The 26,709-nt window shown below is 69.7% G+C and carries 22 protein-coding genes and 3 pseudogenes; 15 read left to right on the top strand and 10 right to left on the bottom strand.

Features of this window, described 5'->3' with window-relative positions:
- The first annotated feature begins 222 nt into the window (after positions 1-222).
- The 4 genes and pseudogenes from OG524_RS34335 to OG524_RS34320 form a co-directional block, all read left to right on the top strand.
- On the top strand, positions 223-1,536 hold the full coding sequence (locus OG524_RS34335; protein ID WP_405812311.1) for a cation:proton antiporter: 1,314 nt from the start codon (positions 223-225) through the stop codon (positions 1,534-1,536).
- Positions 1,537-2,348: 812 nt separating this feature from the next.
- The gene (locus OG524_RS34330) at positions 2,349-2,714 is read left to right on the top strand and encodes an amphi-Trp domain-containing protein (protein ID WP_405386373.1); all 366 of its coding nucleotides are present in this window, start codon (positions 2,349-2,351) and stop codon (positions 2,712-2,714) included.
- A 247-nt stretch (positions 2,715-2,961) separates the two neighbouring features.
- Positions 2,962-3,900 (top strand): DUF3048 domain-containing protein, encoded by a 939-nt coding sequence (locus OG524_RS34325; RefSeq protein WP_405386375.1) that lies wholly within the window; start codon positions 2,962-2,964, stop codon positions 3,898-3,900.
- A gap of 138 nt (positions 3,901-4,038) precedes the next feature.
- Positions 4,039-4,592: pseudogene (locus tag OG524_RS34320) on the top strand (NAD-binding protein); the annotation flags it as partial.
- Positions 4,593-5,634: 1,042 nt separating this feature from the next.
- Here the strand turns inward: OG524_RS34320 and OG524_RS34315 are convergent.
- Entirely contained in the window at positions 5,635-6,282 is a 648-nt protein-coding gene (locus tag OG524_RS34315) for a hypothetical protein (RefSeq protein WP_405386377.1), read from the bottom strand.
- Between the two features lie 899 nt (positions 6,283-7,181).
- On the opposite strand from OG524_RS34315, the gene OG524_RS34310 reads away from it, so the two are divergent.
- The 5 genes from OG524_RS34310 (at position 7,182) to OG524_RS34290 (ending at position 10,158) form a co-directional block, all read left to right on the top strand.
- Complete coding sequence (locus tag OG524_RS34310; protein WP_405386380.1) at positions 7,182-7,508, top strand: PadR family transcriptional regulator; 327 nt, start codon at positions 7,182-7,184, stop codon at positions 7,506-7,508.
- Entirely contained in the window at positions 7,505-7,861 is a 357-nt protein-coding gene (locus OG524_RS34305; RefSeq protein WP_405386381.1) for a DUF1048 domain-containing protein, read from the top strand. The genes OG524_RS34310 and OG524_RS34305 overlap by 4 nt, the downstream gene beginning before the upstream one ends.
- Before the next feature lies 1 nt (position 7,862).
- Positions 7,863-8,189 carry a DUF1048 domain-containing protein gene (locus OG524_RS34300; RefSeq protein ID WP_405386383.1) on the top strand — a complete coding sequence of 109 codons (327 nt, stop codon included), beginning with the start codon at positions 7,863-7,865 and terminating at the stop codon, positions 8,187-8,189.
- A gap of 194 nt (positions 8,190-8,383) precedes the next feature.
- Entirely contained in the window at positions 8,384-9,370 is a 987-nt protein-coding gene (locus OG524_RS34295; RefSeq protein ID WP_405393012.1) for an ATP-binding cassette domain-containing protein, read from the top strand.
- Positions 9,367-10,158, top strand: a complete 792-nt coding sequence (locus OG524_RS34290; protein ID WP_405386385.1) for an ABC transporter permease — start codon at positions 9,367-9,369, stop codon at positions 10,156-10,158. Before OG524_RS34295 ends, OG524_RS34290 begins: the two co-directional genes overlap by 4 nt.
- Positions 10,159-10,740: 582 nt before the next feature.
- Here OG524_RS34290 and OG524_RS34285 read toward each other — a convergent pair.
- From OG524_RS34285 to ectA, 3 genes and pseudogenes are all read right to left on the bottom strand, one after another.
- Positions 10,741-11,182 (bottom strand): annotated as a pseudogene (locus tag OG524_RS34285) (hypothetical protein).
- A 3-nt stretch (positions 11,183-11,185) separates the two neighbouring features.
- Positions 11,186-11,584 carry an ectoine synthase gene (locus OG524_RS34280; RefSeq protein WP_405812310.1) on the bottom strand — a complete coding sequence of 133 codons (399 nt, stop codon included), beginning with the start codon at positions 11,582-11,584 and terminating at the stop codon, positions 11,186-11,188.
- Between the two features lie 200 nt (positions 11,585-11,784).
- On the bottom strand, positions 11,785-12,339 hold the full coding sequence (gene ectA, locus OG524_RS34275; RefSeq protein WP_405812534.1) for a diaminobutyrate acetyltransferase: 555 nt from the start codon (positions 12,337-12,339) through the stop codon (positions 11,785-11,787).
- Between the two features lie 120 nt (positions 12,340-12,459).
- Here ectA and OG524_RS34270 point away from each other — a divergent pair.
- The 5 genes and pseudogenes from OG524_RS34270 to OG524_RS34250 form a co-directional block, all read left to right on the top strand.
- Positions 12,460-13,073 (top strand): annotated as a pseudogene (locus OG524_RS34270) (AMP-binding protein); the annotation flags it as partial.
- A 1-nt stretch (position 13,074) separates the two neighbouring features.
- A complete protein-coding gene (locus OG524_RS34265) occupies positions 13,075-13,344 on the top strand; it encodes a hypothetical protein (protein ID WP_405812309.1) in 270 nt (89 codons plus the stop codon).
- A gap of 329 nt (positions 13,345-13,673) precedes the next feature.
- Positions 13,674-14,921 (top strand): NAD(P)/FAD-dependent oxidoreductase, encoded by a 1,248-nt coding sequence (locus OG524_RS34260; protein ID WP_405386389.1) that lies wholly within the window; start codon positions 13,674-13,676, stop codon positions 14,919-14,921.
- A 102-nt stretch (positions 14,922-15,023) separates the two neighbouring features.
- Positions 15,024-15,206, top strand: a complete 183-nt coding sequence (locus OG524_RS34255; RefSeq protein ID WP_405812308.1) for a hypothetical protein — start codon at positions 15,024-15,026, stop codon at positions 15,204-15,206.
- Between the two features lie 41 nt (positions 15,207-15,247).
- On the top strand, positions 15,248-15,658 hold the full coding sequence (locus OG524_RS34250) for a hypothetical protein (protein ID WP_405812307.1): 411 nt from the start codon (positions 15,248-15,250) through the stop codon (positions 15,656-15,658).
- A 27-nt stretch (positions 15,659-15,685) separates the two neighbouring features.
- Here OG524_RS34250 and OG524_RS34245 read toward each other — a convergent pair whose 3' ends face one another.
- The 5 genes from OG524_RS34245 to OG524_RS34225 form a co-directional block, all read right to left on the bottom strand.
- Positions 15,686-16,453 carry a thioesterase II family protein gene (locus OG524_RS34245; protein WP_405386392.1) on the bottom strand — a complete coding sequence of 256 codons (768 nt, stop codon included), beginning with the start codon at positions 16,451-16,453 and terminating at the stop codon, positions 15,686-15,688.
- Between the two features lie 116 nt (positions 16,454-16,569).
- Positions 16,570-17,214 carry a response regulator gene (locus OG524_RS34240; RefSeq protein WP_403922123.1) on the bottom strand — a complete coding sequence of 215 codons (645 nt, stop codon included), beginning with the start codon at positions 17,212-17,214 and terminating at the stop codon, positions 16,570-16,572.
- Positions 17,178-18,422 carry a sensor histidine kinase gene (locus OG524_RS34235; RefSeq protein WP_405393013.1) on the bottom strand — a complete coding sequence of 415 codons (1,245 nt, stop codon included), beginning with the start codon at positions 18,420-18,422 and terminating at the stop codon, positions 17,178-17,180. The genes OG524_RS34240 and OG524_RS34235 overlap by 37 nt, the downstream gene beginning before the upstream one ends.
- 116 nt (positions 18,423-18,538) lie before the next feature.
- Positions 18,539-21,049: an FtsX-like permease family protein gene (locus OG524_RS34230; RefSeq protein ID WP_405386394.1), complete on the bottom strand. Its 2,511-nt coding sequence runs from the start codon at positions 21,047-21,049 to the stop codon at positions 18,539-18,541.
- Complete coding sequence (locus OG524_RS34225; RefSeq protein WP_405386396.1) at positions 21,049-21,852, bottom strand: ABC transporter ATP-binding protein; 804 nt, start codon at positions 21,850-21,852, stop codon at positions 21,049-21,051. The genes OG524_RS34230 and OG524_RS34225 overlap by 1 nt, the downstream gene beginning before the upstream one ends.
- 640 nt (positions 21,853-22,492) lie before the next feature.
- Here OG524_RS34225 and OG524_RS34220 point away from each other — a divergent pair.
- Entirely contained in the window at positions 22,493-22,741 is a 249-nt protein-coding gene (locus OG524_RS34220) for a hypothetical protein (protein WP_405386397.1), read from the top strand.
- A 70-nt stretch (positions 22,742-22,811) separates the two neighbouring features.
- Here OG524_RS34220 and OG524_RS34215 read toward each other — a convergent pair whose 3' ends face one another.
- Positions 22,812-26,708, bottom strand: a complete 3,897-nt coding sequence (locus tag OG524_RS34215) for a type I polyketide synthase (RefSeq protein ID WP_405812306.1) — start codon at positions 26,706-26,708, stop codon at positions 22,812-22,814.
- Position 26,709 lies beyond the last annotated feature (1 nt).

The following is a 26,709-nucleotide window of genomic DNA, read 5'->3' as shown; positions in this document are numbered from 1 at the left end:
AGTGCGTGCTTTGCCTGTCTCCATCTCGGCAGCTCCACCGCGAGACGGCACGCCCGGGCGGACCGTACGGGCGAGTCATGGCTACGCCCGTGCTCGCACATATCTGCGTGGCCGACGTCGACCCGCCGTTCCACACGACGCTCTCCGGCGTGTCCCTGTCCGTAGCAGGGTTCGCCGCGCTGTAGAAGGGGCCCACGGGCGATCATCCGGAGGTCTGGAAGAATGAGCAGTGGTGCTTGGGCAGGCGCCGCAGTGGCCACGGTCACCGCCGCGTACGCGCTGGGCTCGCGTCGGCTGTCCACCACGCCGATCTCGTCGGCGATGGTGTTCGTCGGTGCCGGCATCGTCATCGGCCCCGCCGTGCTGGACATCATCGACCTGGCGCACGACGCCGCGCCGATCGTCGCCCTCCTCGAAATCGCCCTGTCGCTCGTGCTGTTCACCGATGCCATGACGGTCCGCAGACGAGACCTCCGGGCGGGCGGATTCCTCCCCGGCCGCCTTTTGGGCATCGGGCTTCTGCTGAGTATCGGGGCCGGCTGGCTGCTTGCCTGGCCTCTGTTGCCGGGGCTGACGATGTGGGAGCTCGGCCTTGTCGGTGCCATCCTCGCCCCGACCGACGCCGCCCTCGGAAAGACGGCGATCACTCACCCCCGGGTCCCGACGCTCGTACGGCACGGGCTGAATGTCGAGAGTGGTCTGAACGACGGTATGGTGCTGCCCTTCTTCCTCCTGTTCCTGGCAGCCATCCCGGGCACGCACTACGCGGAGGAGGGCGTGGTCGGCGTCTTCTGGCGGGCTCTGGTACTGAGCACCGCGCTGGGGCTGCTGGTCGGGTGGCTGGGCGGCAGGCTCCTGCAGTGGTCCAGGGCCGGGGGATGGATCACTCGGGCGTGGCGTCACCTGTACCTGCCCGCCGTGGCGGCCGGGGCGTACGAACTCGCCGTGGTGACGGACGGCAGCGGCTTCATCGCCGCGTGGGTCGCCGGCTTCGCCTGCGGGTTCGCCATGCGGCAGCACTCGACGGGAGCCGACAAGGAGCGCCCCGACAACACGGCCGAGTTCACCGAGAACCTCGGCGAACTCCTGGCGGCGATCAGTCTTCTCGCCTTCGGGGCGGTCCTGCTCGGCCCTGCCCTGGAGCACCTCAGCTGGCGTATCGTCCTGTACGCGGTGCTCAGCCTCACCGTGGTCAGGACGCTGCCTGTGGCTCTCTCCCTCGCCGGGAGCGGACTGCGGCTGCCCACCGTGGCGTACATCGGCTGGTTCGGGCCGCGCGGTCTGGCCTCCGTGGTCCTGGCGCTGCTCGTAGTGGAGGAACACGTCCCCGGGGTGGAACTGCTGGGGAACGTGGTCGCGATCACCGTCGGTCTCAGTGTCCTCCTGCACGGCGTCTCGGCCGTGTCCCTCGCCGAGCGGTACGGCCGCTGGCACGAGGAGACCGCGGCCGCCTCTCGTAACCTGCGCGAGGGCACCCCCGTAACCGAGACCCCCGCGCGGCGCAGACTCGGCCAAGTCGACCATCCGGAAGAGTGAGGGATGCCGACTGCGACGTCAGGTCGCCTTCCTGCGGCCTACGATCGGCATGCTCAGATGCCCCCTCCCTGTGAGGACCAAGATCCGGGCCACACACGGACCGGCTTCCTGCGGCTTGGCCGGATCGTGACCGTTTCCGCTGGTCAGAGGTCACGTGAGGCGTGTTCGTCTGCTCCGCCCGCCGCCGTTTCTCATGGACGCCCGCCTCACTGACCTGTGATTGCTAGAGGCCTGCACTCGTCCCGGGCTGCCCTGTCAGGGCGGTGAGGGGTTGCGACGGGTGGGCCTGGTCTCGGGGTACCAGGGTCCTCTGCACTGGCCTTCGCTGGTCCGATGCGAGTCCGAAGGCGCCGTCAGAGCCGACTGATGCGGGTGACCGGAGGGCAGCCAGGAGCACCGCGGCCGGTCGTCGGCCCCTGGCGGCTCGGCCTTGGACTTGCCTCAAGCCAGCAGCCTGGTCTTGGCGCGCTCGAACTCATCCTGGCGGATGTCGCCCTTGTCCTTCAGCAAGGAAAGCTGACTCAGCTCGTCCACCGAGCCGTTTCCGGCTGCCGCAGCCGTCCGGATGTACTGCCGGACGCCTTCCTCGCGCTCCTGTCACCACTTCCGCCCCTCATGCATACAGTCGTCCTGGCGCAGCCGCATGCGCAGTAGATATCAGTTCCCACGGTGCATTCGACCAGCAGGATCACGTTGGGGCACGACAGAACCACGACCGGAGGCTCGCTCACGTTGCCCGGTGGCGATGCGGCATTTTGCAGCTCACTTCAGACTTGGGGGTATGTGCGTTTCCAAAGGATGGGAGAAATTCCGTGAAGGACCTCACGTTCGAGCAGAAGACCTCGATGTCGCGTCTGGAGGCAGCTGACCAGCTCGGCGCGCTTGCAGCCGCTCTCCGGGAAGGAGGGGACGTCGAGTTGGAATTTGGTTCCGCGACGTTGAGCCTGCGGGTCCCCGACGAACTTCGCAGCGAGATGGAAGTCGAAATCGGCGATGGCAAGGTCGAACTGGAGATCGAGTTCAAATGGCCGGCTTCACCGCCCAGGACAGCGCAGTCACGGACTGTTGCAGGCGCAGAGGGGGCCACGAAAGGTGCAGGCGCGCCCGCCAAGTCAGTGCGCAGTAAAACAGGGAGCAAGGACAGGAGCGCGAAGCGGTCCGCCACGAAGCCGTCCTGAGTCCTGCGATGACCTCACGCCCACCGACGCCCCGCCCACCGGCCGTCCGGCACTACAAGTGACGGCGATGCCAGTGGTGGGCCGCCGGCAATTCCGGCTCGGACTCCTCCACAACTCGAAGCCGGGCCCACTCGCGCCGCTCCGCCTGCAGAGCGGACGCCTCGCACACGGCATCTCACGGAGCACCGGCCGCAGCAGACGTGAGCCGGGGCCGTTCCGCGGAACCGGATCGGAAGGGGCGGCAGCCATGCCTACCTCCGGAAGGAAGAGATCGGCCGCCGCCGCACTCGCCGTGCTCACGCTCGTCGTCACCACGGCCTGCGGCAGCCCGGATGGAGGGGAGACAAGTCCCACGACGCCGTCCGCACCACGCGCCGACGTCCTTGCCGTGAAGATCGACAACGTAGCCGCGGCCCGGCCGCCGACCGGACTCGAGAAGGCCGACATCGTCTACGTGGAGCAGGTGGAGGCAGGCCTCAGCCGCATACTCGCCGCCTACTCCTCCGAGGTGCCGTCCGCCATCGGCCCCGTACGCAGCGCTCGCGAGACGGATCTGGAGCTTCTCCGGCAGTTCGACGAGCCCACCCTCGCGTACTCGGGCGCCCAGTCCGCCCTCCGGCCGTCGATCGAAGCGGCCCCTCTCCACGCGCTGCCGCCGTCGAAGGCACCGCACGCCTATTTCCGCAGCGGGGACCGCGCCGCACCGCACAATCTGTACCTGCGCCCGGGAGACATCCCGCACGCCGCGACCGGGGTGAACGCGGCCGAGGACCTGGGGCTCCGCTTCGCTGCGCCACCCCCGGGCGGCACACCCACCGGCGGACGCACGGTCTCGTACCCGTCGGCACGGTTCACCTTCACCTGGTCCCCGGACGAAGACCAGTGGCTGGTGAGTATGGACGGCACCCCGGCCCGCACTGCCTCCGGTGACCGGCTCGCAGCGGCCACAGTGGTCCTGCAGGACGTGGACGTACAGGATTCACGCTTCCGTGACCGAGGGGGAAACACCTCGCCCTTCACCGCGACGGTGGGGACCGGCTCGGCGGCCGTCCTTCGTGACGGCAAGTCGTACGACGTGGCATGGGAGCGGAACACCGCCGAGTCGGCGACCGGCTTCACCACGGAGGACGGCGAGCCGATGACGTTCGCGACCGGCCAGGTCTGGATCGTGCTCGTCCCGAAGTGACGCGGGCCGCCGGGGTCCGCACGTGCGGACCCCGGCGGCCCCGATGACAGAAGCGGGCGCTCCCAGCAGGCGCGTCACAGTTCGGCAATTGTGCCACTCCATCACCAACGTGGCCTGATCGGGCGTGAGATCCGTGGCGGCAGTTTCTATTTCGACGCTCCGGTGCTGGGCACCCGGCAGCCTGCCGAAGCCGGGCAGCTGACCGTTGCAGCCGCCGGACCCGGCGGTCACCGCAACGCCGTGACCCCCGTCTTCGACGCGGTCGGCGCCCGGACCGTGTGGACCGGCGAGGACGGGGCCGCTGGCAGCGCCACCCCGCTGAAGCTCGTGGCAAAGAGCTGGGTCGTCGTCGCCACCAACGCGGTCGGCGAGGTCCTCGCCCCCTCCGAGGCCCTGGGCGTGGACCCGCAGAGCTTCTTCGACACCATCGCGGGCGCCGGCCTCGGCCTGCCGTACCTGCGTGCCAAGGCCGGCCTCGTCCTCGATGGCCGACTGCCCCCGGCCCAGTTCACCGTGACACCGCTGCCAAGGACGCCCGCCTCATCGTCGGGGCAGGACGCCGGCACGGCGTCCGGCTCGACGTCGCCGCCGCGAGCGCCGACCGCCTGGAGCGCGCCGCCGCGGCCGGGCACGCCGACGAGGATACGGCCGCCGCGTACTTCGCCGGCTTCGACGCACCGCCCGCGTCCTGAAGCCCTGACGGCGGCCTGACCCGCGTGTGTTCAGCGCCGGTCTTCACTGGGGGCCGGGGGACGTCCATAAGTCATCTCGTTTGGTGGCTACGTGTGGGGGACCCTTGACGAGTTGAGCCCTCTCGCGCAGGCGGTGCCAGTACTCAGGGTCGTCCGCTTCGCTGAGTACAGGTATGACCCGTCGAGGCGGGCGATGCAGCGGAGCAGAGTGCTTCGACGGCGCGCTTCGAGCTCGCCGCCGTTCTTGATCCAGGTAGAAAAACCCAGCCTGCTGTTTCCGAGTCCAACATCACCATGTCGAAGCCGGCCCCGACCGCTCGCCGCTGTTCTGACGCACGTGAATCCGTACGGCCGGTTCGAATTGGACATGAACAGCCGCCTGGACCTGGAGCTTGCGGCTGCGGTGACAGTGCCTGGCCCACGCAGTCCGCAGAGCGAGGCCCCAGCTACACGGTGACCCGAGCTACTGCCAGGTGGTCGTAGAGCCCGGGAAGATGCGGCGAAGGGCCGTCGGTAGGCAGCGGCCGTGGCAGCCGATGCCGGACAGTCCGGGCGAGGGTGTAGATCAGCTCGGAATCAAAGTGAGCATCGAAGTGGACAAGTCCCCCGAGAACTCATGAGGGCAGCTCCGCTCATCAGGGCTTCCTCCACCCAACGGAAGGGCCCGACCGGGGGCGTCGACGAGCCGGCCATGTTCCAGATCCCGGCGGACACCCGCCGACGTCCCTCTGGATCTCCTCCCAGACGATGGGTACGGCCGACGGGACGGGAACCGGGGTCAGGCGTCTGACGACTGCCCAGCCCGGGCAGTCGCCGCCCGCGGTGACTCTCAACAGCCCGGCCGTGCAACTCGGTTCCGCCGTCGGCACCGTCCTCACCGCAGCCCTCGCCCCGAGTTTGCTCCCCTACCGCACTGCCGCACTCGCCCCACCCCTGTGTCGCGACACCGCGAACGTCGCGGCGCCGGTTCCGCCACAGGGGCGCTCCGCGGCGTCTCGAAGCGGCGACAGCGTCACCGTCAGCGGCCCTCGCAGGTGGGCCCTCAGTCCGTGAGGAAGGATCCCTCGCGACAAGTGCGGCAGACGAAGATGTAGCCCAGCTGACCGCCGAGGTTCATCGCGGTCTCCCAGGTTATCCCCTCCTCCAGGTGGGCCGCGAACTCCATCGTGCCGGTGCAGGAGGGACACACGGGCAGTCGGTCGTCCTCAAGGTAGGAGGGGCTGCCACCGAGCGACCCGAGCACTTCGCGCTGCTTCCCGAACTGGTCTTCGGGTCCTCTCTTCCACCCCGAGCGTGCAAGGTCGTACGCGTCAGGCTCGGTCCCTTCGTCGTCGCAGGCCTCCTCGGGGTCGATCGTCACGACATGGGTGCGGATGGCCGAGGTGGCGGGCAGCAGCGTCACACCCGCCTCGGGCACGGCCACTGGAAGCAGGTCCTCCCGGGGAAACAGATAGACCCGGCTCGCGCTGGAGGTCGCCTCCCAGAAATCGCACGCCCCGGGGTCGTTCTGACACACGAACACCGACAGGACAGCGCCCTCGACGGGGAGATGGGCGAAGAACTGCAGCGGCCCTCCGCAGCCGCACACGGGCCAGGCGAATCCGGCCGGAGCCAGCGGCACGCCCCCGGTACGCGGGGCGTCGGAATCGGCCGGTGCGGGGCCGTCGTAGATCATCAGCGCTGTCTGCATGGCGAGAGGCTACTGGCTGCCTGTGACAGCCGGTGGGAGAGGGCGCCCGCGCGGGACATCGCGAACGAGGTTTCGCTGTCGGCGCTCCCCGGTCGCCGAGCAGCTGGGGCTTACCGACGTCCTCTTCCATGACGGTGATGACCACTACGTCCTCCACCCGCACTACGACGCCCCTCCGAGCACGGGACCCTGGAAGCGGCACGACTGTGCGCGCCCGACATCGAGGTGCTGCGGACCGCGATCCTGAGCGAGGCGCTGACACGACGGCTGAACACGATGTGGTCGGCCCCTACACGGGCCAGAAGTACACACTGGGACGCGTGGCGTCCTTTCGGGCCGAGGGCTACGGCACCGAGATGACCTACACCGCGCTGCACCCGGCACTGACCCGGCCGGTGTGATGGACCGCCATCGCCGGGCACTGAGCGGTTGTCCGGTGCTCGGGTGGCGGGCGGTGAGGTCCATCGCGGAGGCTCCGTCGTGGATGCGTAGTGCCACCTGGTCGCGGTGCTGGACGTCGAGGATGTGTCCGGTACCGCGTACGAGGCGGAACATCTCGGAGATGTGCACGGTGTAGCCCGGCCGCGCGTAGGTCAGCAGCTCGCCGACTTCGGCCGCTCCAGCGGATGGAGGCGGCTTGAGGTGCCGCCCTCGAAGACGACCGGCTCCTCGATGTCGGCTTCGTCCAGGACGAGGGTTCTGACGGTCGGTCGACTGCGCCCGCCGACCACGGAGCCAGGCCGATGGGGTAGCCGCAGCCGCGGAGCCTGGATCCCTCGCAAGATCGGTCCCGGGCCCGTCCGCGCCAACCGGAGGCACTGTCGCCCTCCACTACTCGGTGATACCGTATAGTGGTACTCGGTACTACGTAGTACTGCTAGGGCTGAGGAGGAGTCGCGATGGACGACCTGACGGAGATGCTGAAGGGCACGCTCGAAGGGTGCGTGCTCGAAATCATCGGCGGCGAGGAAACCTACGGGTACGCCATCACTCGTCAGCTGAACGGGCTCGGCTTCGCCGACGTCGTTGAGGGGACCGTCTACACCATCTTGCTGCGACTGGAGAGGAACAAGCTCGTCCAGGTGACGAAACGACCATCCGGGGTCGGTCCGCCGCGCAAGTTCTACTCCCTCAACGACGCCGGACGCGAGGAACTCGCGAAGTTCTGGGCGAAATGGCAGTACGTCTCATCACGCATCAACAAGCTCAGGGAGGGCGGGAGATGAACTTCTGGGAGAAGATCACAGGCAGCGATCTCACCAGGGAATGGAAGGCGTTCGAAACCCGGGCGGAGGTCCTGCCGGACGGCTACCGGGCGGCGTGGGGACAGATCATCGCCCACCTCTTCCCCTATGGGGACTTCACCGGCCGCAACCTGATGCCGATCCTCGACGCCGCCCTGGGACTGCTCGAAGTAGCAGCGGCCGACGGGCAGAGCGTCCACGAGGTGCTCGGCGACGACATTCCAGGCTTCTGCACCGCGCTGGCCGGTGGGGAGGGGGCTCGAACCTATCGCGACCGGTGGCGCGAGCAGTTGAACAGGAACGTCGCAAAGAAGCTGAGCCGGCTGGGAGGCTGACGTGAGCATCCAAGACATCATCGAGGGCAAGAAGCAGTGGCGGACGCACATGGCCCGGGTCAAGGTGCTCCCGCAGGACTACCAGATCGTCTACAAGGAGATGCAGAAGTACCTGTTCAAGGTCGGACCGATCGACCTGCCTGACGGGCCCCTGCTCTCCGGGATCGTCGACTTCTTCGAGGAGGGCGCCGCCACGGGCAAGGGGGTCCTGGAGCTCATCGGCACGGACATCGCCGCGTTCTGCGACGATCTGATCAAGGACTCACGCACCTACGCAGACGTCTATCAGGAGTCCATCAGCGGGGAATCCGGCACGGCCGAGAAGTAGCACCCGTCGCCTTACACCAGCCGACTTGGCCCGCACGCGCGGTTCGTTCGCCCTGGCACAGCGCGAATAGATGCGGGCCGACCGGCCACCAGATGCCGCCGCAGATCCTGCCCACCGAGGTGGTCGAGCAGGTCTCCGGCGGCGGGTCGCTCCACACCATTTCCCGAAAGGAAGTCGCCATGCCTTCATCTGTCATGCCCACATCCAGGCAGGATGACGGTCACCCGTCGCCGACCGCCGTATCCGTCGTCGGCCTCCGCAAGTCGTACGGGGACAAGCTCGTCCTCGACGGGATCGATCTGCGCATCCCGGCCGGGTCCGTGTTCGCGCTGCTCGGCCCGAACGGTGCCGGCAAGACCACCGCCGTCAAGATCCTGTCCACGCTCATCACCGCCGACGCCGGTGACCTGCACGTCGGCGGGCACAACCTTGCCGCCGACCCACAGGCCGTCCGTGCCGCAATTGGTGTCACCGGGCAGTTCTCCGCCGTTGACGGCCTGATCACCGGCGAGGAGAACATGCTCCTCATGGCGGACCTGCACCACCTGTCCAAGAGCGAGGGACGACGGGTCGCCGCCGAACTCCTGGAGCGCTTCGACCTGGCAGAGGCCGCGAAGAAGCCCGCCTCGACCTACTCCGGCGGTATGAAGCGCCGCCTCGACCTCGCGATGACGCTGGTCGGCAACCCGCGGATCATCTTCCTCGACGAGCCGACCACCGGCCTCGACCCCCGCTCCCGCCACAACATGTGGGGCATCATCCGCGAACTCGTCTCCGACGGCGTCACCGTCCTCCTCACCACCCAGTACCTGGAGGAGGCCGACGAACTCGCCGACCGCATCGCCGTGTTGAACGACGGCAAGATCGCCGCTGAGGGCACCGCCGAGGATCTCAAACGGCTCATCCCGGGCGGGCACATCCGACTCCGCTTCACCGACCCGGTCGCGTACCAGTCCGCCGCTGACGCCCTGCGCGAAATCACCCGGGACGACGAGGCACTGTCGCTGTCCATCCCCAGCGACGGCAGTCAGCGCGAACTGCGCTCCATTCTCGACCGGCTCGACTCCGTCGGCATCGAGGCCGACGAACTCACCGTCCATACCCCCGACCTCGACGACGTGTTCTTCGCCCTGACCGGCCCAGCCAACGTCCCCAACCAGCCCAAGGAGAACTCCCGATGAGCTCCCTCTCGCTCGCTGTACGCGACTCGAACACGATGCTGCGCCGCAACCTCCTGCACGCATGGCGCTACCCGTCCGGGACCCTGAACCTGCTTCTCACGCCGATCATGATGCTGCTGCTCTTCGTCTACATCTTCGGCGACGTGATGAGCGCCGGCATCGGTGGCGGCGGCGCGGACCGCTCCGACTACATCGCCTATATCGTCCCCGGCCTGCTGCTGATGACCGTCGGCAGCACCGTGATCGGGGCCGCGGTGTCCGTCTGCGTGGACATGACCCAGGGCCTCACCGCCCGCTTCCGCACGATGTCGATCTACCGGGGCTCTCTGCTCGTCGGGCATGTCGTCGGCGGCGTGCTGCAGTGCGTGATGAGCGTGGTCCTCGTCGGAGCCGTCGGCGTGGCCATCGGCTTCAGGTCCACGGACGCCACGGCACTGGAGTGGATCGCGGCGTTCGGGCTGATCACGCTGTTCGCCCTGGCACTCACCTGGATCGCGGTCGGCATGGGCGCGGCCAGTCCGAACCCCGAGGCGGCCGGCAATATGGCCATGCCGCTGATCCTCCTGCCGCTCATCTCCAGCGCCTTCATCCCTGCCGGTACGATGCCGGGCTGGTTCCAGCCGATCGCCGAGTACCAGCCCTTCACCCCCGCCATCGAAACCCTCCGCGGCCTCCTCCTCGGTACCGAAATCGGCAACAACGGCTGGATCGCAGTCGTCTGGTGCGTCGGCCTGATCGCGATCGGCTACCGCTGGTCGACGGCGCAGTTCAACCGCGACCCGAAGTAGTCGGGACGACCGCATTGGCCGCCTCCCGCACCTCATCTCGCCCCGTCCGCGTGCGGATCCGCACCCGTGTGCCCGGCCGGTGGCGGGGCCGATCGCCATGGCCCTTGGCGGGCCGGCTCTGGCCCGATCTCGGGGCACAGGCCGATGTGGATCAGTGCGCTTCTCGTCGCCGCCATCCTCACCCCGACCGACATCGGTTGGCGGGTGCGCGAGGGCGGCCCGGTGAAGTTGCGGGAGCCGCATCGAGCGTGTTCTGAACGCCTATGCCGCGACCGGCGCCCCGGGCCCGGAGACCTACCCTGCACGTCTACGACGGGAGTCAGCACCTGTGCCACCCGCAGATGCCCGGCCCGCCGCTGCCCAGGCTCTGACGGGCCGCAGGCTCCAGGCGCCCGGGCGGGAGCGCGTTGGCCCCGCCCGGGCGCCTGGCAGTTGGGCCGTGCTCCTACCAGGTCTGATCGCCGTGCCGGATCACTTCGCCGTCCCCCGGCGAGCCGAAGAGCGTCGAAAAGAGCGACGGCGGCGAATCGGCAGGAATGCTGCGCCCGTCGTCCCCCGAGAACCGATGAGCATGCAGGCGTCTCACCTGGCGGGTGTGAAGTCACGCGCCCCGATGAACTCGGGCCGGCGGACCGGAGCCGCGAAGGGCTCCTGCGCCGTGTTCTCCACGCTGTTGAACACGATGAAGACGTTGCTGCGCGGATACGGGGTGATGTTGTCCCCCGAGCCGTGCATCGCGTTGCAGTACGCTCTGCGACTTCGGCTCGATGACCGAGCGTTCGTCGGCACGGACCGCCGGATCGGCGATCAGGCGTTCCAGCTCCGCGTGGTAGCCGGCCGCCTCCTGCGGCGTGACGATCTGGTCGACGGTGAGGAAGCCGTTCCGGCCGAAGCCCTGGAGGTCCTTCGCGGAAACCGGTCCCGGCGCGCCCGGCGCGGACCAGATGACCGGGTCCTGGCGGGGAGTGGTCATCTCGGCGGCGCCGCGCGAGGGGTACAGGTCGGCGCGTGCATCGGTGGTCATGGTTCAGCCCTCCTCTGTCAGCAGCGGGTAGACACCGTTCTCGTCATGGTCCTCCTGTCCGGTGACGGGAGGGTTGAAGACACACACGCAGCGGAAGTCCGTCCTCGGCCGCAGCGTGTGGTGCTCGTGGCCGTTCAGCAGGTACATCGTTCCCGGGGAGATCCAGTGCTTCTCGCCGGTCTCGTCGTTGGTGAGCTCGGCCTCGCCCTCCGTGCACAGCACGGCCTCGATGTGGTTCGCGTACCACATGGACGTCTCCGTGCCCGCGTACAGCACGGTCTCGTGGAGGGAGAAGCCCACCTTCTCCCCGGCGAGCACGATGCGCTTGCTCTCCCAGGTCCCGGAGGCTGCCCTCACATGCCGGTCGGTGTTCTCGATGTCACTGAACGATCGGACGATCACGGTGAGAAGGTGCCCTCTGTCGGTGCCAGCGAATGTTCGGCGGTGCGCGACTGGCCGGCAGTCGGGGCCCCGAGCGGCCTTCCGGTGGCGAGCTCACTCAGTTTCGCCCACAGCCTTGGCGAGACGCGGCAGTAGCTCCGTACCTCGGACTCCAGGCTTTCGAAAACACTCCTAGCATGCGACCTGGTCATGACACGCTCCTAATTGCTGCGATTGTCCAGCCGGTGGGCCCCGAGCGACGGAACGGAACCTTGCGTCAGTGGTCCGATGCGATACACGAATTCGGACTCATGTGCGTCAGGGAAGAGCCATGCGGGGAAGAGCAATTCACGCTGCACTGTCGCTCCGTGACGCTCGGCGTAGGAGACGAAAAGCCGCAGCGACGCATCGCTTCGCGGACTGGTAGTCGTTTCCAGCCGCTGAAGTACGCCCCGGGACCCCAGACGGGCAGTCAGGTGGTCCAGCATGGCACCGGCCAGACCACGTCCAGGCCAGTCCTCCTCCACAGCGATCTGCCAGATGACCAGCGCGCCAGGCGCCTCAGGGCGGATATATCCCGTCACGAAGCCGATGACTGTGCCCGTTTCGCCACAGGCAACCGCAGAGGTCGCCGCCAAGTCACGAAACCACAACACATAGCAGTAGGAAGAATTTGCGTCCAGCACACGAGAATCGCGTGCGATGCGCCACGCAGAAGCACCATCCTCGACCGCGGGCTCTGCAATGCGCTCCAGATGACCCTTCGCCGTCACCATGGGTACACACCTCCGTCTCCCCGTATCGAACAAGGCGGAGAACTCCCGATAACTCCCCGCAGGCAACTGCTGTAGAACACGGACGTAAGCTGCGGATCGCGTAGCGAATTCAGGACCCTGCCTGCCGTGGTCTTCTGCACCAGCGGCACGACGGGTGTGCCGAAGGGTGCCGTGCTCAGCCACCTCAACCTGGTGATGAACGCGACGGCCAACACATTCGACGCCAACGATGTCCGTCCGGACGACGTGGCCCTGGGCGCGCTGCCGCTGTTCCACCTTTTCGGACAGACCGTCGGTACGAACTCCGCCCATCCGCACTTCGGCGCCCGGGCCGGCACCGTCGGCCACGCAATCCGGGGCGTGGAAGTGGAGATCGCCCGCCCCGAGTCGGCGCGGAGCGGATCGAGTGGATGCCCGACGGTGAGCTCGGCGAGATCGTGATCCGCGGCCGCAACGTCCTCTCCGGCTGCCCGGGCCGGCGCAAGGAGACCTCGGCTGCGTTCATCGACGGCTGGTTCCGTACCGGCGACCTGGGACGGAAGGACGCCGACGGCTTCATCAGCATCGTCGACCGGACCAAAGACGTCATCATCCGCGGCGGCTTCAACGTCTACCCGCACGAGGTCGAGGAAGTGTTGCTGCGCCACCCGGCCATCGCGGAGGCCGCCGTCATCGGCCTGCCCCACGCCACCCCCGGCGAGGAGAGCTACGGCGTCCTCATCGACAAGCACGGAGATGCATTTCGTCGCCGCACTCGACTCCGCACCTCGGATGCGCGATGTGCCCGGCCTCTCCGAGGGCGTCGTCATCGGAGCCGCCGACGGCTACGCGCGCATCGCCGACAAACCGGCTGCCACCCTGCTGCACCTGAGTCCCGTCCTGGCCGGGCCGGCCGCGGTGGGGCTGTGGCACAGTCCCGTACCACGGCGAGCCGGCCGCTGGCCCAGCATGTGGCGGCGATTCAGTGGGGTGTGCGTGGCGCTCGCAGGAAGCCGGCAGTCCTGACGCTCGGGCCCGGCTGGGCCGGACAGACCGTGCCCGGGTTCCCGCATCCGCCAGGGCTCGCGGAGGCGGTCAGGACAGTGGAGTCGGTGGTGCTCGGGTGATGCTGTGCTGTCTGTCGGGTATCTGATCGCAGTGGCGCCTGGCGGCACCGGACGGAACGTGCTCGGGTGGACTCGTGAGGATTCGGTCCTGTCGCCTCGCGCCCGACGAACGGGGAGCGACGCGTTCCGTGTCAAGGCGCGTCGGTGTGATCCAACAGGCTGAAGAGCGGGCCGGAGGACGAATCCCGGCTCTCGATGCACCGAAGCCAGCGTCAGAGGAAGAGAAGCATGACCACTCAACACCTTCAGGCTCCGGACACGGTCGTAGTCGGCGCGGGTCTGGCCGGCCTGGCTTGCGCCCTGGAACTGTGCCGTGCGGGTCAACGTGTGGCGCTGCTGGAGGCGTCCGACGCCGTGGGCGGCCGGATGCGCACGGATCGGCGCGACGGATTCCTGCTGGACCGTGGATTCCAGGTGTTCAACACCTCCTACCCTCAAGTGAAGCGACGCCTGGACTTGCGGAGTCTGCGGCTGAGGCCACTCACTCCGGGCATCATCGCGCACACGTCGACGGGGCCTGTGTGCCTCGCCGATCCGACCCGGCGGCCCGACAAGGCGGCAGCGCTGATGCCCGGTCGGGTTCTGTCCGCCCGGGACCTCGCCGCGATAGCGGCGCTAACCGTACGGGACGCCGTCCTGCCCGTCGGCTTCCTCAAACGACGTCCGGACAGTGCCACCGCCGCCACCCTGTCTCACGCCGGGCTGTCGGCCGAAGCAGTCACTGAGATCCTGCGGCCATTCCTGTCTGGCGTGTTCCTGGAGGACCGGCTGGAGACCTCCGCCCGCTTCTTCCATCTGGTCTGGCGGAGCATGGTGAGGGGAACACTCTGCCTGCCGGCCGACGGCATCGGCGCCGTACCCGCCCAGCTGGCCGGAGGTCTGCCCGAGGGAGTCCTCCGGCTGGAGACCCCGGTCACCGCGGTCACCCCCACGGGGGTACTCCTGGCGGACGGCCGAGAGCTGCCGGCCACGTCCATCGTGGTGGCGGCGGATGCCACGTCGGCGGCCCGTCTACTGCCGGGTCTGACCGTACCGAAGGGCCGAACGGTCACCACCTACTATCACGCGGCCCCGATCACACCTCTGGCTGAGCCGACGCTGGTTGTGGACAGCACCGGAGCGGTGCTGAACACCTGTGTTCTCACCGAGGTCTCTCCCACGTACGCTCCACCCGGCACCGCGCTGGTCTCCAGCTCCGTACTCGGCGCCGAGCGCTCCGGCGCGGACGGGATGGTGCTCCGGCGGCTCGCCGAGCTCTACGGCACCGACACGAGCGGCTGGCAGCAGGTCGCCGTGCACACCGTTGAGGGGGCACTACCCGCGATGGAGCCGCCCTGGCCGCTGAGCCGTACGACACGTTTCTCACCGGGCACGTACGTCTGCGGGGACCACCGGGCAACCGGTTCCGTGCAGGGCGCGATGGCGTCGGGCACCCGCGCCGCCCGGGAGGTACTGAGCGACCTGGCGCGCGGTTGACCCCGGTCGGACCCTGCCCCCGCATCCACCGGCGGCCAGTTCACGAAACAGTCAGTTGAGACACCAAGCCGCCGACCTGTCCCCTGCGATCGGGAGAGAAACATGAACCTCAACGATGGGCGCGTGCTGATGGCCGGCGCCACCGGCGTCCTCGGTGGTGCCCTCACCGCCGAACTGGCCGGCCGTCGAGCCCGCACGGCGCTCGCAGGCCGCGACCCGGCCCGCCCCCCTACCGAGGCCGTGCGAACGTGCCCAGGCGCTCACACCGTCCTGTTCGACGCGTAGGACCCGCGTCGGGCGCAGGCCTGGGAGGGCTGGACGCGCCTGTGACGGCCCTCGGCTCGGGGTGGCCTTCGGCGGCGGAGGTCAGTGACGAGGTCGGTGAGCATCTGATGGCGGTCAACGTCCTCGCGCCCGCCGCGTTCTTCCGCGCCGCGCTCGGCATCATGCGGCCCGGCTCGGTGATCGCCGCCGTCACCGGCGCGGTCGCGGAACGCCCACGGGCGGGGATGGCCGACTACAGCGCCTCCAAAGCCGCACTGAGCACATGGCCGGCACCGCGCGCCACGAAGTGCGCACCGTCGGCATCCGGGTGCTGGACGTCCGGCCCGGACACCTGGCCACCGGTTTCGCCGACCGGCCGGTCGCGGGCACGGCCCCACCGATGCCCGCGGGAGGAGACCCGCACCAACTCGTCGGTGCCGTCGCGGACGCGATGGAGGCGGACGCTGAGCTAGCTAGACGATTCCTCGCCGGCAGGCCGGTCAGGCCGTGCCCACCGGTACGGCCGCCCGTTCGGCGATCATTCGGAGGATCTCCTGCTGGTGCGCGACGAGGTAGAAGTGGCCGCCTCCGAAGACGCGGAACTCGAAGGCCTGTTCCGTGTGCCGCGACCAGGCCCGTGCCTCGTCGAGGGTGACCTTGGGGTCGTTGTCGCCCACGAGGCTCCACACCGGGCAGTGCAGCGGGGGGCCCGGCTCGTAGACATAGGTCTCAGCGGCGCGGTAGTCGGCGCGGATCGCCGGCAGGGCCATGCGGATCAGTTCAGGGTCGTCGAGGATGGCCGATTCCGTACCGCTCAGCAGCCTCATCTCCTCGACGATGCCGTCGTCGTCCCGCAGGTGAACGGTCTCCGTGCGCGGTGCGGCGGGGGCCCGGCGCGCGGAGGCGAACAGGGCGTGCGGCACGACGCCGTGGTCGCGCTCGAGGCGACGCGCGACCTCGAACCCGAGGGTCGCTCCCATGCTGTGCCCGAACAGGACCAACGGGCGGTCCGTCCACTCCAGGAGTACGGAGGTCACCTGGTCGGCCAGTTCGGCGATCGTGGCGACGCAGGGTTCGGCCCGCCGGTCCTGACGCCCCGGATACTGCACGGCGAGCACGTCCGTGTCGGCGGGCAGGCCCGCCGACACGGACCGGTAGAAACTCGCCGAGCCGCCCGCGTGTGGCAGGCACACCACCCTGACCGCCGCGTCCGGGCGGGGGTGGTAGCGGCGTATCCACAGGCGGTTGAGCTCGGCCGGCGTGGTCATGGGGTGCGGTTCCCTTCGTGGCGGCGGCGCGGACCGGGCGTGCCCCAGCAGTCTCACCGGCCGGGTGCGCGGGCCACACCCCTACCGCCCCCAGACCCGGGGGCGGCGGGCGGGACTCAGGCGTTGAGGTAGGCCAGGACCGCCAGGACGCGGCGGTTGCTGTCGCTCGACGGGGGGAGCATCAGTTTGGAGAAGATGTTCGAGATGTGCTTGGCCGCCGCGCCCTCGGAGACGGTCAGCCGTTGGGCGATGGCGGTGTTGGAGCATCCCTCCGCCATGAGTTCCAGCACTTCGCGTTCCCGGGCGGTCAGCGCGGACAGCGGCTCGTCGCGGGAGTGGGAGGTCATCAGCTGGGCCACGACGGTGGGGTCCATGGCCATGCCGCCGGCCGCGACCCGGCGGACGGCGTCGATGAACTGCCCGTCGTCGAGGACGCTGTCCTTCAGCAGATAGCCGATGCCGCCGGTGCCGTCGGCCAGCAGTTCGCGGGCGTACATCTGCTCGACGTGCTGGGACAGGACGAGGATCGGCAGACCGGGCTGCTCGCGGCGGGCGAGCAGGGCCGCCTCCAGGCCCTCGGTGGTGAACGTCGGTGGTAAGCGGACGTCCACCACGGCCACGTCGGGGCGGTGTTCCGCGATGGCCTGTCTCAGATCCGTGCCGTTGTCCACGGCGGCGACCACCTCGCAGTCGTAGGCCTCCAGCAGTTGGATGATTCCCTGCCTCAGGAGGAAGAGGTCTTCGGCGAGGACGACACGCACGGCAGCTCCATTTTCATGACGGTCGGACCGCCCGGGGGACTGTTGATCTCAAGGACGCCGTCAAAGGATGCCAGCCGCCGCCGGATGCCCTCCAGACCGCTCCCGGCCGACATCTCGGCGCCCCCTCGGCCGTCGTCGGTGACCTGCCCGTGCAGGGCGCCGTCCGCGTACCGGAGAGCCACCTCGACCTGTCGGGCATCGGCGTGCTTGAGCGCGTTGGTCAGCAGCTCCGATACCGAGAAGTAGACCGCGGACTCGACCGGATCGGGCAGTTTCCCGGGCAGGTCCGCCGTGACCGTGACGGGCAGCGGGCTGGCCAGGCCCAGAGCCCTCACGGCGTCGGCGAGTCCACGCTCGGCCAGCACCGGGGGGTGGATGCCCCGGACCAGGCCGCGCAGCTCACGCAGCGCCTGTACGGAGGAGCTGCGTGCGTCGTGCAGCAGGCGGCGGGCCTCTTCGGTGTTCCGGTCCAGCTGCCGGTCGGCGGCTCCGAGGGTAAGGCCGAGGCTGACCAGCCGGGCCTGGGCGCCGTCGTGCAGATCGCGTTCGATGCGGCGCAGTTCGGCGGCCTGGATGTCGAGCGCGCCGGAGCGCGTCTCCGCCAGGTGCCGCACCCGGGATGCCAGACGCCCGCGCTGGGTCGGGCCCAGCAGGAACAGGACGAAGTAGGCGTAGCCCTTCAGCACCCAGGGGCTGAGGTGGAGCCAGCCGGCGAACACGACGAGTGCCGCCATGGCCGCGGCGAGGGCGGCAGGCCAGCTGTCGACGGTGATGAACGTATACCAGCGGCCCACGCCGTCGGCGACGACGGACCGCCACAGCCCGAAGGCCAACGCCAGCCCCTCCCCCGCGTAGTACAGCATCGCGGCCGGAGCGCAGCCGAGCAGCAGGCCGACACCGCTGTTGAGGAGCAGCCACAGCAGGTCCCGCCAGGTCGCCGGGTCGGCCAGGATCCACTTGCAGCGGCGCACCCATCCGACGATGTCCCGTTCGATCTCCTCGGGTTCCGGCCGGTACGGCCGCTCCACCGGGACCCCGGAGCGGGCGGCGGCACGCCGGTTCAGGTCGCAGACCCAGCGCACCGCGGTGGTCAGGTGGGGCAGGGCGAGGAAGCCGATCCCGATGAGGCACAGGATGACGAAGTACGTGGTCGTGACGAACAGGACGACCGAGGCGAGTGCTCCGGCGGCGATCAGCGCGCCGACCATGGTGTCCTGGGCGGACCGGACCAGCCGCGCGCGCCCGCCCTCCCACCTGTGGGGAAGGGCGGGGGAAGGGCCGTCCCCGTACGGGGGTGCCGGGGACGGCCCGGTTCGGATACGGCTCACGCGGCCTTCACCGTGTCGACGGCGGGCGTGCGCATGCCGCGCCACGAGGGCAGGAGCGTGGCGCCGAAGACCAGCACCAGGGACCCGCCGACGATGGCGAGGTAGATGCCGGGGGACCCGGAGGGCAGATACGAGTCGGACTTCACCATGCTGTAGGGCACGATGGTGGTCGCGGCGGCGATCGTGCCGAGGACGGTGGCGATGATTCCGATGAGTACGCCCTCGACGGTCAGCATGCCGAGCACCTGACGGCGCGTCGCCCCCGTCAGCTGCTGGAGGCCGAACTCGGCGCGGCGCTTGCGCGTCACCGCCACGAGGGTGTTGACGACGGTGATGGCGGCGTATCCGACGATCATGGCCACGATCGTATAGTTCGCGGCGACCAGGATCTGCTGGATCTGGTTGTTCCGGCCGGCCAGTGAGTCGCCGTCGTCCAGCTCGGTACCCGGCACGCTCGCCGCCAGCCCGGCCAGTGTGTCGCGGACTCCGTCCGGGCCACCCGGTCCGGAGCGGACCAGGATCTGGAGCGGGAGCCCCTCGCTCGTGTGCGGAGCCAGAGTCGCCACGGGCAGGGTCACGTACTGCTGCTTGGGGTTGTCGGCGTAGAGAGCGACGACGGTGGGGCGTACGGCGGTGCCGTCGCCGAGGCGCAGCGGCAACCGGTCGCCGACCCCCACGCCGTATTCCTCGGCCTTCTTGTCGGAGAGCGCGACGGTGTCGCCGCGCAGACCGGACAGCGACCCGGCGACGGGCCGCAGATCGAGGCTCTGCCGCACACCGTCGGCGGACACGCCCCGCAGTTCGGCGTCGGCCGGCCCGTCGGGGGCGTCGACGAATCCGCGGCTGGTGACGAACTCCGAGGCCGCGGCCACGCCGGGGGTCGCCCGGACCCGGTCGACGACGCCGGGGGCGAATCCGCCCGTGGTGGAGTCGAGGACGTAGTCGGCCAGGACGTTCTGATCGTAGGAGCTCTGGGAGACGTGGTCCTCGGTCGCCTGCATGTAGAGGGTCCCGGTGGCGATGCCGATCAGCAGGACGATGGGCGCGACGGCCCCCGCCATACGGACGTTGGCCGTGGTGGCGTTGCGCAGGGCGAGCATCCCCGGGATGCCGGAGAAGGCGCGCACCGGGAGCTTCAGCAGGAAGACCATCGCCTTGGTGATCCCGGGGGCGAGCAGCGCCAGGCCGATGCAGAACAGCACGGAGGCGGGCCCCGCGGTACTGGCGAGCGTGGGGCCGTCCTCCATCACCGTGGCGGTGGCGACGGCGAGGCCGACGCCGTTGGCGAGGAAGAACAGGGCGATCAGCAGCCGCGGAACGCTGAACCAGCGGATGCCCACGGCGCTCTCGGCCAGGGCGGCGACCGGCTCGGTGCGGGCGGCGCGGCGGCCCGCGAAGCGGGTGGCCCCGGCTGCGGCGAGCACGGTGACGACGGCGCCGACGGCCATCGGCATCCAGCCGGCGTGATAGACGATCGCCGACGAGACGACGCCGCTGGAGGTGAGCACGCCGAAGAGTAGCCGGCCGAGCAGATATCCCGGATACAGGGCGAGCAGTAGTGAGCCCACCGAGAGCACCGCCGTCTCGGTGAGGATCATACGGCGCAGTTGCTGCGGGGTGGAGCCCACGGCCCTCAGAAGGGCCATCTCCCGGGTGCGCTGCTGGAGCGACAGCCCGAGGGTGGAGGCGACGCCGAACATCACGATCAGCACCACGGACGAGCCGAAGATCGCCGCCAGGATCACGACGGTGCGCTGGCTGGAGAGGGTGCCGGGCAGTTCCGCCAGGCCCCGCCGCTCGCCGGTGAGCACCTCGGCCCGGTCGCCGACGGCGGACCGCACCACGTCGGCGACCGCCGCCGTGTCCGCGCCCTTCTCCGGCAGTACGCCGATCGAGTCGATCCGGCCGCCGGCCAGGGTACGGGCCTGCTCATCGCTGAAGAACACCGCGGCGTCCGGGTTGTCGTCGCCGCGCTGGCCGGCGACACCGCTGACCGTGAACCGCCGGGTGTCGCCGTTGACGACGATCTGGACGGCCGAGCCCGGGCGTGCGCCGGCGCGCTCGGCGAGTCCGGAGTCGAGGACGACCTCGCCGCCGGCAACGGGGGATTCACCGGCGGCGAGGGTATAGGGGGTGAGCCGGGCACCGGCCCAGCCATGGCCGTACGAGGCGTCCTCACCGGTCAGCGCCTTGCCGTCCTTGAGGACGGTGGCAGGGAAGGACACGTCGCCGACGGCATCGCGGACGCCTTTGGTCCGGGCCACCTCATCGACCAGCGCGGGGTCGATACGGTGTCGTTCCGTCAGGGCGGCGCCCTCGTAGGACTGTTCGCCGGTCACCACGACCGGGGCGCCGTTCAGGCGCAGCGGGTCGGCGGCCATCCGGACGCCGGTCTCCATCAGGCCTCCGCAGCCGATGACGATCGCGGCGCCGAGGAACATCGCGAGGAAGGTCGCGACGAAGCTGGTCCGCCGGAACTTCAGGGTGCGCAGGGCGAGCCGCCACATCAGTACATCCCTCCGGACGTCATCGGTGCGGCCTGCCCGCGGTTCTCGTCCTCAAAGGCGCCGAGCCGTGTCATCCGTGCCGCGACAGCGTCGGCCGTCGGCCGGTGCAGTTCGCCGGCGAGGGCGCCGTCGGCGAGGAAGACCACGTGGTCGGCGTACGAGGCGGCCACCGGGTCGTGGGTGACCATGACCAGGGTCTGGCCGGCCGTGTCGACGGACTCGCGCAGCAGGGAGAGCACGGCCGCCGCGGTGCGGGTGTCCAGGGCGCCGGTGGGCTCGTCGGCGAAGACAACCGCGGGCCGGGTGACCAGGGCGCGCGCGATGGCGACGCGCTGCTGCTGGCCGCCGGACAACTCGGAGGGCAGGTGGCCGAGGCGGTCGGCGAGGCCCACGCGCTGCACGACGTTCTGGATCAGTTTCTTGTCGGGCCGCTTCCCGGCGAGTTGCAGCGGGAGGGTGATGTTCTGCATCACCGTCAGTGCGGGCAGCAGGTTGAACGACTGGAAGATGAAGCCGATCCGGTCGCGGCGGAGCACGGTCAGCTGGGTGTCGTCCAGGCCGGCGAGGTCGGTGCCGCCGACGGTGACGGTTCCGGAGGTGGGCCGGACCAGGCCTGCGGCGCAGTGCAGGAAGGTGCTCTTGCCGGAGCCGGAAGGTCCCATCACCGCCGTGAAGGTGGCGTTGGCGAAGCTCATGGAAAGTTCCCGGAGCGCGGCCACCTGACTGTCCGCTCGTCCGTAGATCTTGGACACGGTGTCCAGCCGTACCGCCTCCGACCGGCGGAGGTCATGTGATGTGTGCATCGGGCTCTCCAATGAAATGACGCGCTTCGAACGCGGTGTCTGCGGATCAGATTAGGAGGATCGGAACCGCCGCACATTGGCCTTATACCGCCGATTCGAGGTAGAGGTTTCTCTACCCCCGCACCGCATGTATGTGGAGTCGTGCGAAGGTTTTATGTCATGGCGCGTATTGCGTGCTGTTGCCGGTGTCGAGCCGGATGCGGGTGTCCCCGCACTGCGGATGAGCCGGGCCGGCCGGGCCCGGCTGCTGGAGGAATCCGTCACCGGTGGGCCCTGACATGGTATTGACGGGCCAGGAGGCACCCGGTCTGCTGCAGCGGGACGCCGTGGGAACCCCTGCCCGCCCGCGACGGACACAGGTCGGAAGAACTATGGTGCAGCGCATTTCTTCGCAAATATTACTGATGCTCTGTCAAGGTGGCAGGAATACCCGTAGGACAGTACATCTGTCGGCCCCCCTGTCCGAATCGTTTACCCCACCGTGGGGGGTGCGGTCACCGCCAGTGCCACAGTGTGGATGAACAGGTAACGTCGAAGCATCCGAAAAACCGTCGAGGGATGGGATTCTCTGTGTCCAGGACAGCCGGCCTCCCCACGGCCGAGAGGCATTACGGCACCGCACACGCAAGGCCGGTGCGGCATGGGGCGTGACCACGGGCTGATCGCCAGCGTGCAGCCCGACGGGTACCTGGAACTTTTCGTACCGCTCACCGGAAAACGCCACAGGTGCGGCCCTCGCGGCACGACGATGTGGCTGGCCCTGCAGCGCAGTGATTGGCAGATGGAAGTGGCCGCGGAGGAAATCGCCGTGCGATTGGGTGTGGATCCGGACGGTATTCGCTGCGATATCGAAGCATGGATGTCGCATTTCCGTGAGGCGGGTGAGTGACCGCCCCGCGGCGGGTTCGGTGGCTGTTGCCTGCGGCACGGCCGACGGTCGCCTTCCGGCGCTCTCCGTGTCAGGGCACCGCGATGCCGGACAGCCACTTCTCCACCGCTCCGGCGGTGGACTCGGCCCTGTCCTCCATGATCGTGAAGTGCGTGCCGGGCACCTCGGCGAGTTCGTGCGTGCCGTCCCAGACCGCCTGCCAGCCGTCGAGGCCGGGCGCGAAGGGCTCCTCCGGCCGGACGAACAGCACCGGAGCGGTCAGCGCGCCCGGCAGGCAGTGCGGGATCAGACCGCTGTAGCGGCTCATCGCGGCGAGGCGCGCGGTGCCGAAGCCGCCCACCGACGATTCCCGGTCGAGCATGCCGTTGAACATCTCGCGCCGGAGCTGTTCGGTGCCGTCGTCGGCGAGCAGATAGGTGTCCAGCAGGACCACGCCGGAAGCCGGCCGGCCGGCCTTCTCCATCGCCTCGGCCGCCGCGTGGGCGAACTGCCCGCCGGAGGAGTAGCCGAGGAGCACGTAGGGCCGTCCGTCCGCGCAGGCCCGCTGGATGCCCTCGACCACGACCTCCACGACCGCCTCGACGGAGCGCGGCAGCGGCTCCCCGGAAACGAAGCCGGGCACGTCCGGTACGAGGACGTCGCGTCGGCCGTGGAAGTGCCGGGCGAACCGCACGTACTGGTGGGCTCCGCCCAGCGCCATCGGGGAGGGCAGGCAAAACAGGCGGGGCCCCTCGTCTCCCGTGGACAGGCGCACGGGATCGCTCACGTCGCCGAACTCGGCCGCCGAGGAGAAGCCCGGCAGGATGTCCGCCGCGCTGTGCAGAAGCGTCATGGCTCGTTCCCAGGCGCCCCCGGCCGCCGCGCGCCGCACCAGCCCGCTGACCGATTCGATGTCGTCGTCCGCCGGCTCGGGGGCACCTCCCCCGGCGAGATGCTCGCGCAGGTGGCCGGCGAGCGCGACGGGTGTGCGGTGGTCGAAGACGGCCCCGGCCGCGACGGTGACGCCGAGGGCCTTGCCGAGGGCTCCGCGCAGTTCGGCCGCGGAGACCGAGTCCATGCCGATCTCCAGGAAGGCGTCGTCGGGTTCGACGGCCTCCGGCCCCTCGTGTCCGAGGATCGTGGCGGTCTGGGCGCGCACCAGGTCGGCCAGCAGGGCATCCTGCTCGGTCTCCGGAGCCGCCGCCAGCCGCTCCCGCAGACTCTGCGCGTCCGGGGCCGCGGCGGGCGCGGCGGGTCCGCCGGGATGCGCGGCGGCCGGCTGCGGGGTGGGCCTGTCCAAGGTGAGGGGAACATCGGCGTTCAGCCAGAACCGTTCGTGCCGGAACGCGTAGGTGGGCAGCTCGGCGCGGGCCGTACCGGGGAAGAGCGCCGCCCAGTCCAGGGGCAGGCCGTCGGCGTGCAGCCCGGCGAGCCCGGACAGCAGGACCGTCGGTTCGGCGCCGTGGCGCCTGCCGAGGGCCACGAAGGCCGCGTCGCCCTCGCCGACGCACTCCCGGCCGAGCCCGGTCAGGACGGCGTCGGGACCGACCTCGACGTAGCGGGTGACGCCTGACCCGGCGAGGGCGGCGACGGCGTCGGCGAAGCGGACGGTGCCGCGCACATGCCGTACCCAGTACCGCGGGTCGCACAGCTGGTCCCCGGTGGCGGGACGTCCGGTGAGCGCGGAGACCACGTCGACGCGGGGTTCGTGGAAGGTCAGCCGCTCGACGACCGCGTGGAAGTCGTCGAGCATGCCGTCCATCAACGGGGAGTGGAAGGCGTGCGAGACGCTGAGCCGCTTTGTCCTCTCGAACGTCGCGGCGGCGGAGAGGACCGCCTCGCGCTCCCCGGACAGGACGACCGCCCCAGGTGCGTTGACCGCCGCCAGGCCCACCCTTTCGTCCAGCAGCGGGCGGACCTCGTCCTCGCCCGCCTGCACGGCCACCATCGCGCCGCCCTCGGGGAGGGCCTGCATGAGCCGGCCGCGTGCGGCGACCAGGGTGCAGGCGTCGGCCAGGTCCAGCACTCCGGCGACGTGGGCGGCGGCGATCTCGCCGACGGAGTGCCCGGCCAGCACATCGGGCTGTACCCCCCAGGACTCCAGCAGCCGGAAAAGGGCCACCTCGTAGGCGAACAGGGCGGTCTGCGCGTACTGGGTGCGGTGCACCGCCTCGGTGTCGTCGCCGCTCAGCACGCCCACCAGGTCCAGGCCGAGGTGAGCGTCGATCGCGTCGAACGTCTCGGCGAACACCGGGTAACGGGCGCGCAGTTCAAGCCCCATGCCGGGACGCTGCGCTCCCTGCCCGGTGAACAGGAAGGCCGTGCGGCCACCGGTACGGGCCCGGCCGGTGACGGCGGCGGCCGACGGACGTCCGGTGGCGAGGGCGTCCAGGCCGGCCCGGAGCTGCTCGCGGTCCCCACCGACGACGACGGCGCGGTGGCCGAACGCCGCACGCCGGGTGCCCAGGGCCCTCGCGACAGCGGTCAACGGCAGGTCGGGACGGGCGTCGAGGAAGTCGCGCAGCTGCTCGGCCTGTGCGGGGATGGAGCGCGCGGAACGGGCGGAGAGGGGCAGTAGCACGGCCGGTGCGGGGGGTTCGGCCTCGGCACGGGGGGAGGTGTCCGAGGTGTCGTCGTCGGGGGCCTCCTCCAGGATCACATGCGCGTTGGTCCCGCTGATCCCGAACGACGACACCCCCGCACGACGCACCCGCTCACCCCGCACCCACGGACGCTCCTCCTCCAGCAACCGAACCCGCCCCACACCCCACTCCACCTTCCGCGACGGCACACCCACACCCAACGTCCGGGGCAACACACCCTCCCCCAACGCCAGCACCATCTTCATCACACCCGCCACACCCGCAGCCGCCTGCGTATGACCGATGTTCGACTTCACCGAACCCAACCACAACGGACGATCCCCCGGCCGATCCTGACCATACGTAGCCAGCAACGCCTGAGCCTCGATCGGATCACCCAACTCCGTCCCCGTACCATGCGCCTCCACCACATCCACATCAGCGGCCGACACCCCCGCCGACACCAACGCCTGCCGCAACACCCGCTGCTGCGACGGACCATTCGGCGCCGTCAGACCATTCGACGCACCATCCTGATTCACCGCACTACCCCGCACCACCGCCAACACCCGATGCCCCGACCGCCGAGCATCCGACAACCGCTCCAACACCAGCACACCGAGGCCTTCGGAGAACCCGGTGCCGTTCGCGTCGTCGGAGAAGGACCGGCACCGGCCGTCCGGGGAGAGAGCGCCCTGCCGGCTGAACTCGACGTAGGTGCCGGGTGAGGCCATGACCGTCACTCCGCCGGCCAGGGCGAGGGTGCACTCGCCCTGGCGCAGCGCCTGCGCGGCGAGGTGCAGTGTGACCAGCGACGAGGAGCAGGCCGTGTCGACGGTGAGGGCGGGCCCCTCCAGACCGAGTGTGTAGGCGACCCGGCCCGAGACGACGCTGCCGGAGCCGAAACTGCCGAAGTAGTCGTGGTACATGACACCCGCGAACACCCCGGTGGGGCTGCCGCGCAGCGACGTCGGGTCGATGCCGGCGTGCTCCAGCGCCTCCCAGGACCCTTCCAGCAGGAGCCGCTGCTGCGGGTCCATGACCAGTGCCTCGTGCGGGGAGATGCCGAAGAAGGCGGCGTCGAAGTCCCCGGCGTCGTAGAGGAATCCCCCCTCGCCCGTGGAGGAGCGGCCCGGGGTGCCGGGCACCGGGTCGTACAGGTCCGGGTCCCAGCCGCGGTCCTCGGGGAACGTGCCGATGCCGTCGCGGCCCTCGGCGACGAGACGCCACAGGTCCTCGGGCGAGCGGACTCCGCCCGGGTAGCGGCACGCCATGCCCACGATCGCGATCGGTTCCCGGGCCGCGGCGGTCTGAGTCCTGTTGCGCTCGCGCAGCCGCTCGATCTCCTTGAGCGAGGCGCGTAGCGCCTCGACCATCCTGGTGTCCGGCTTCTCGGACTCGGCCATG

This window comes from Streptomyces sp. NBC_01520, assembly GCF_045040375.1.
GTDB lineage: Bacteria > Actinomycetota > Actinomycetes > Streptomycetales > Streptomycetaceae > Streptomyces.
This window is presented reverse-complemented; position numbering and strand designations above follow the sequence as displayed.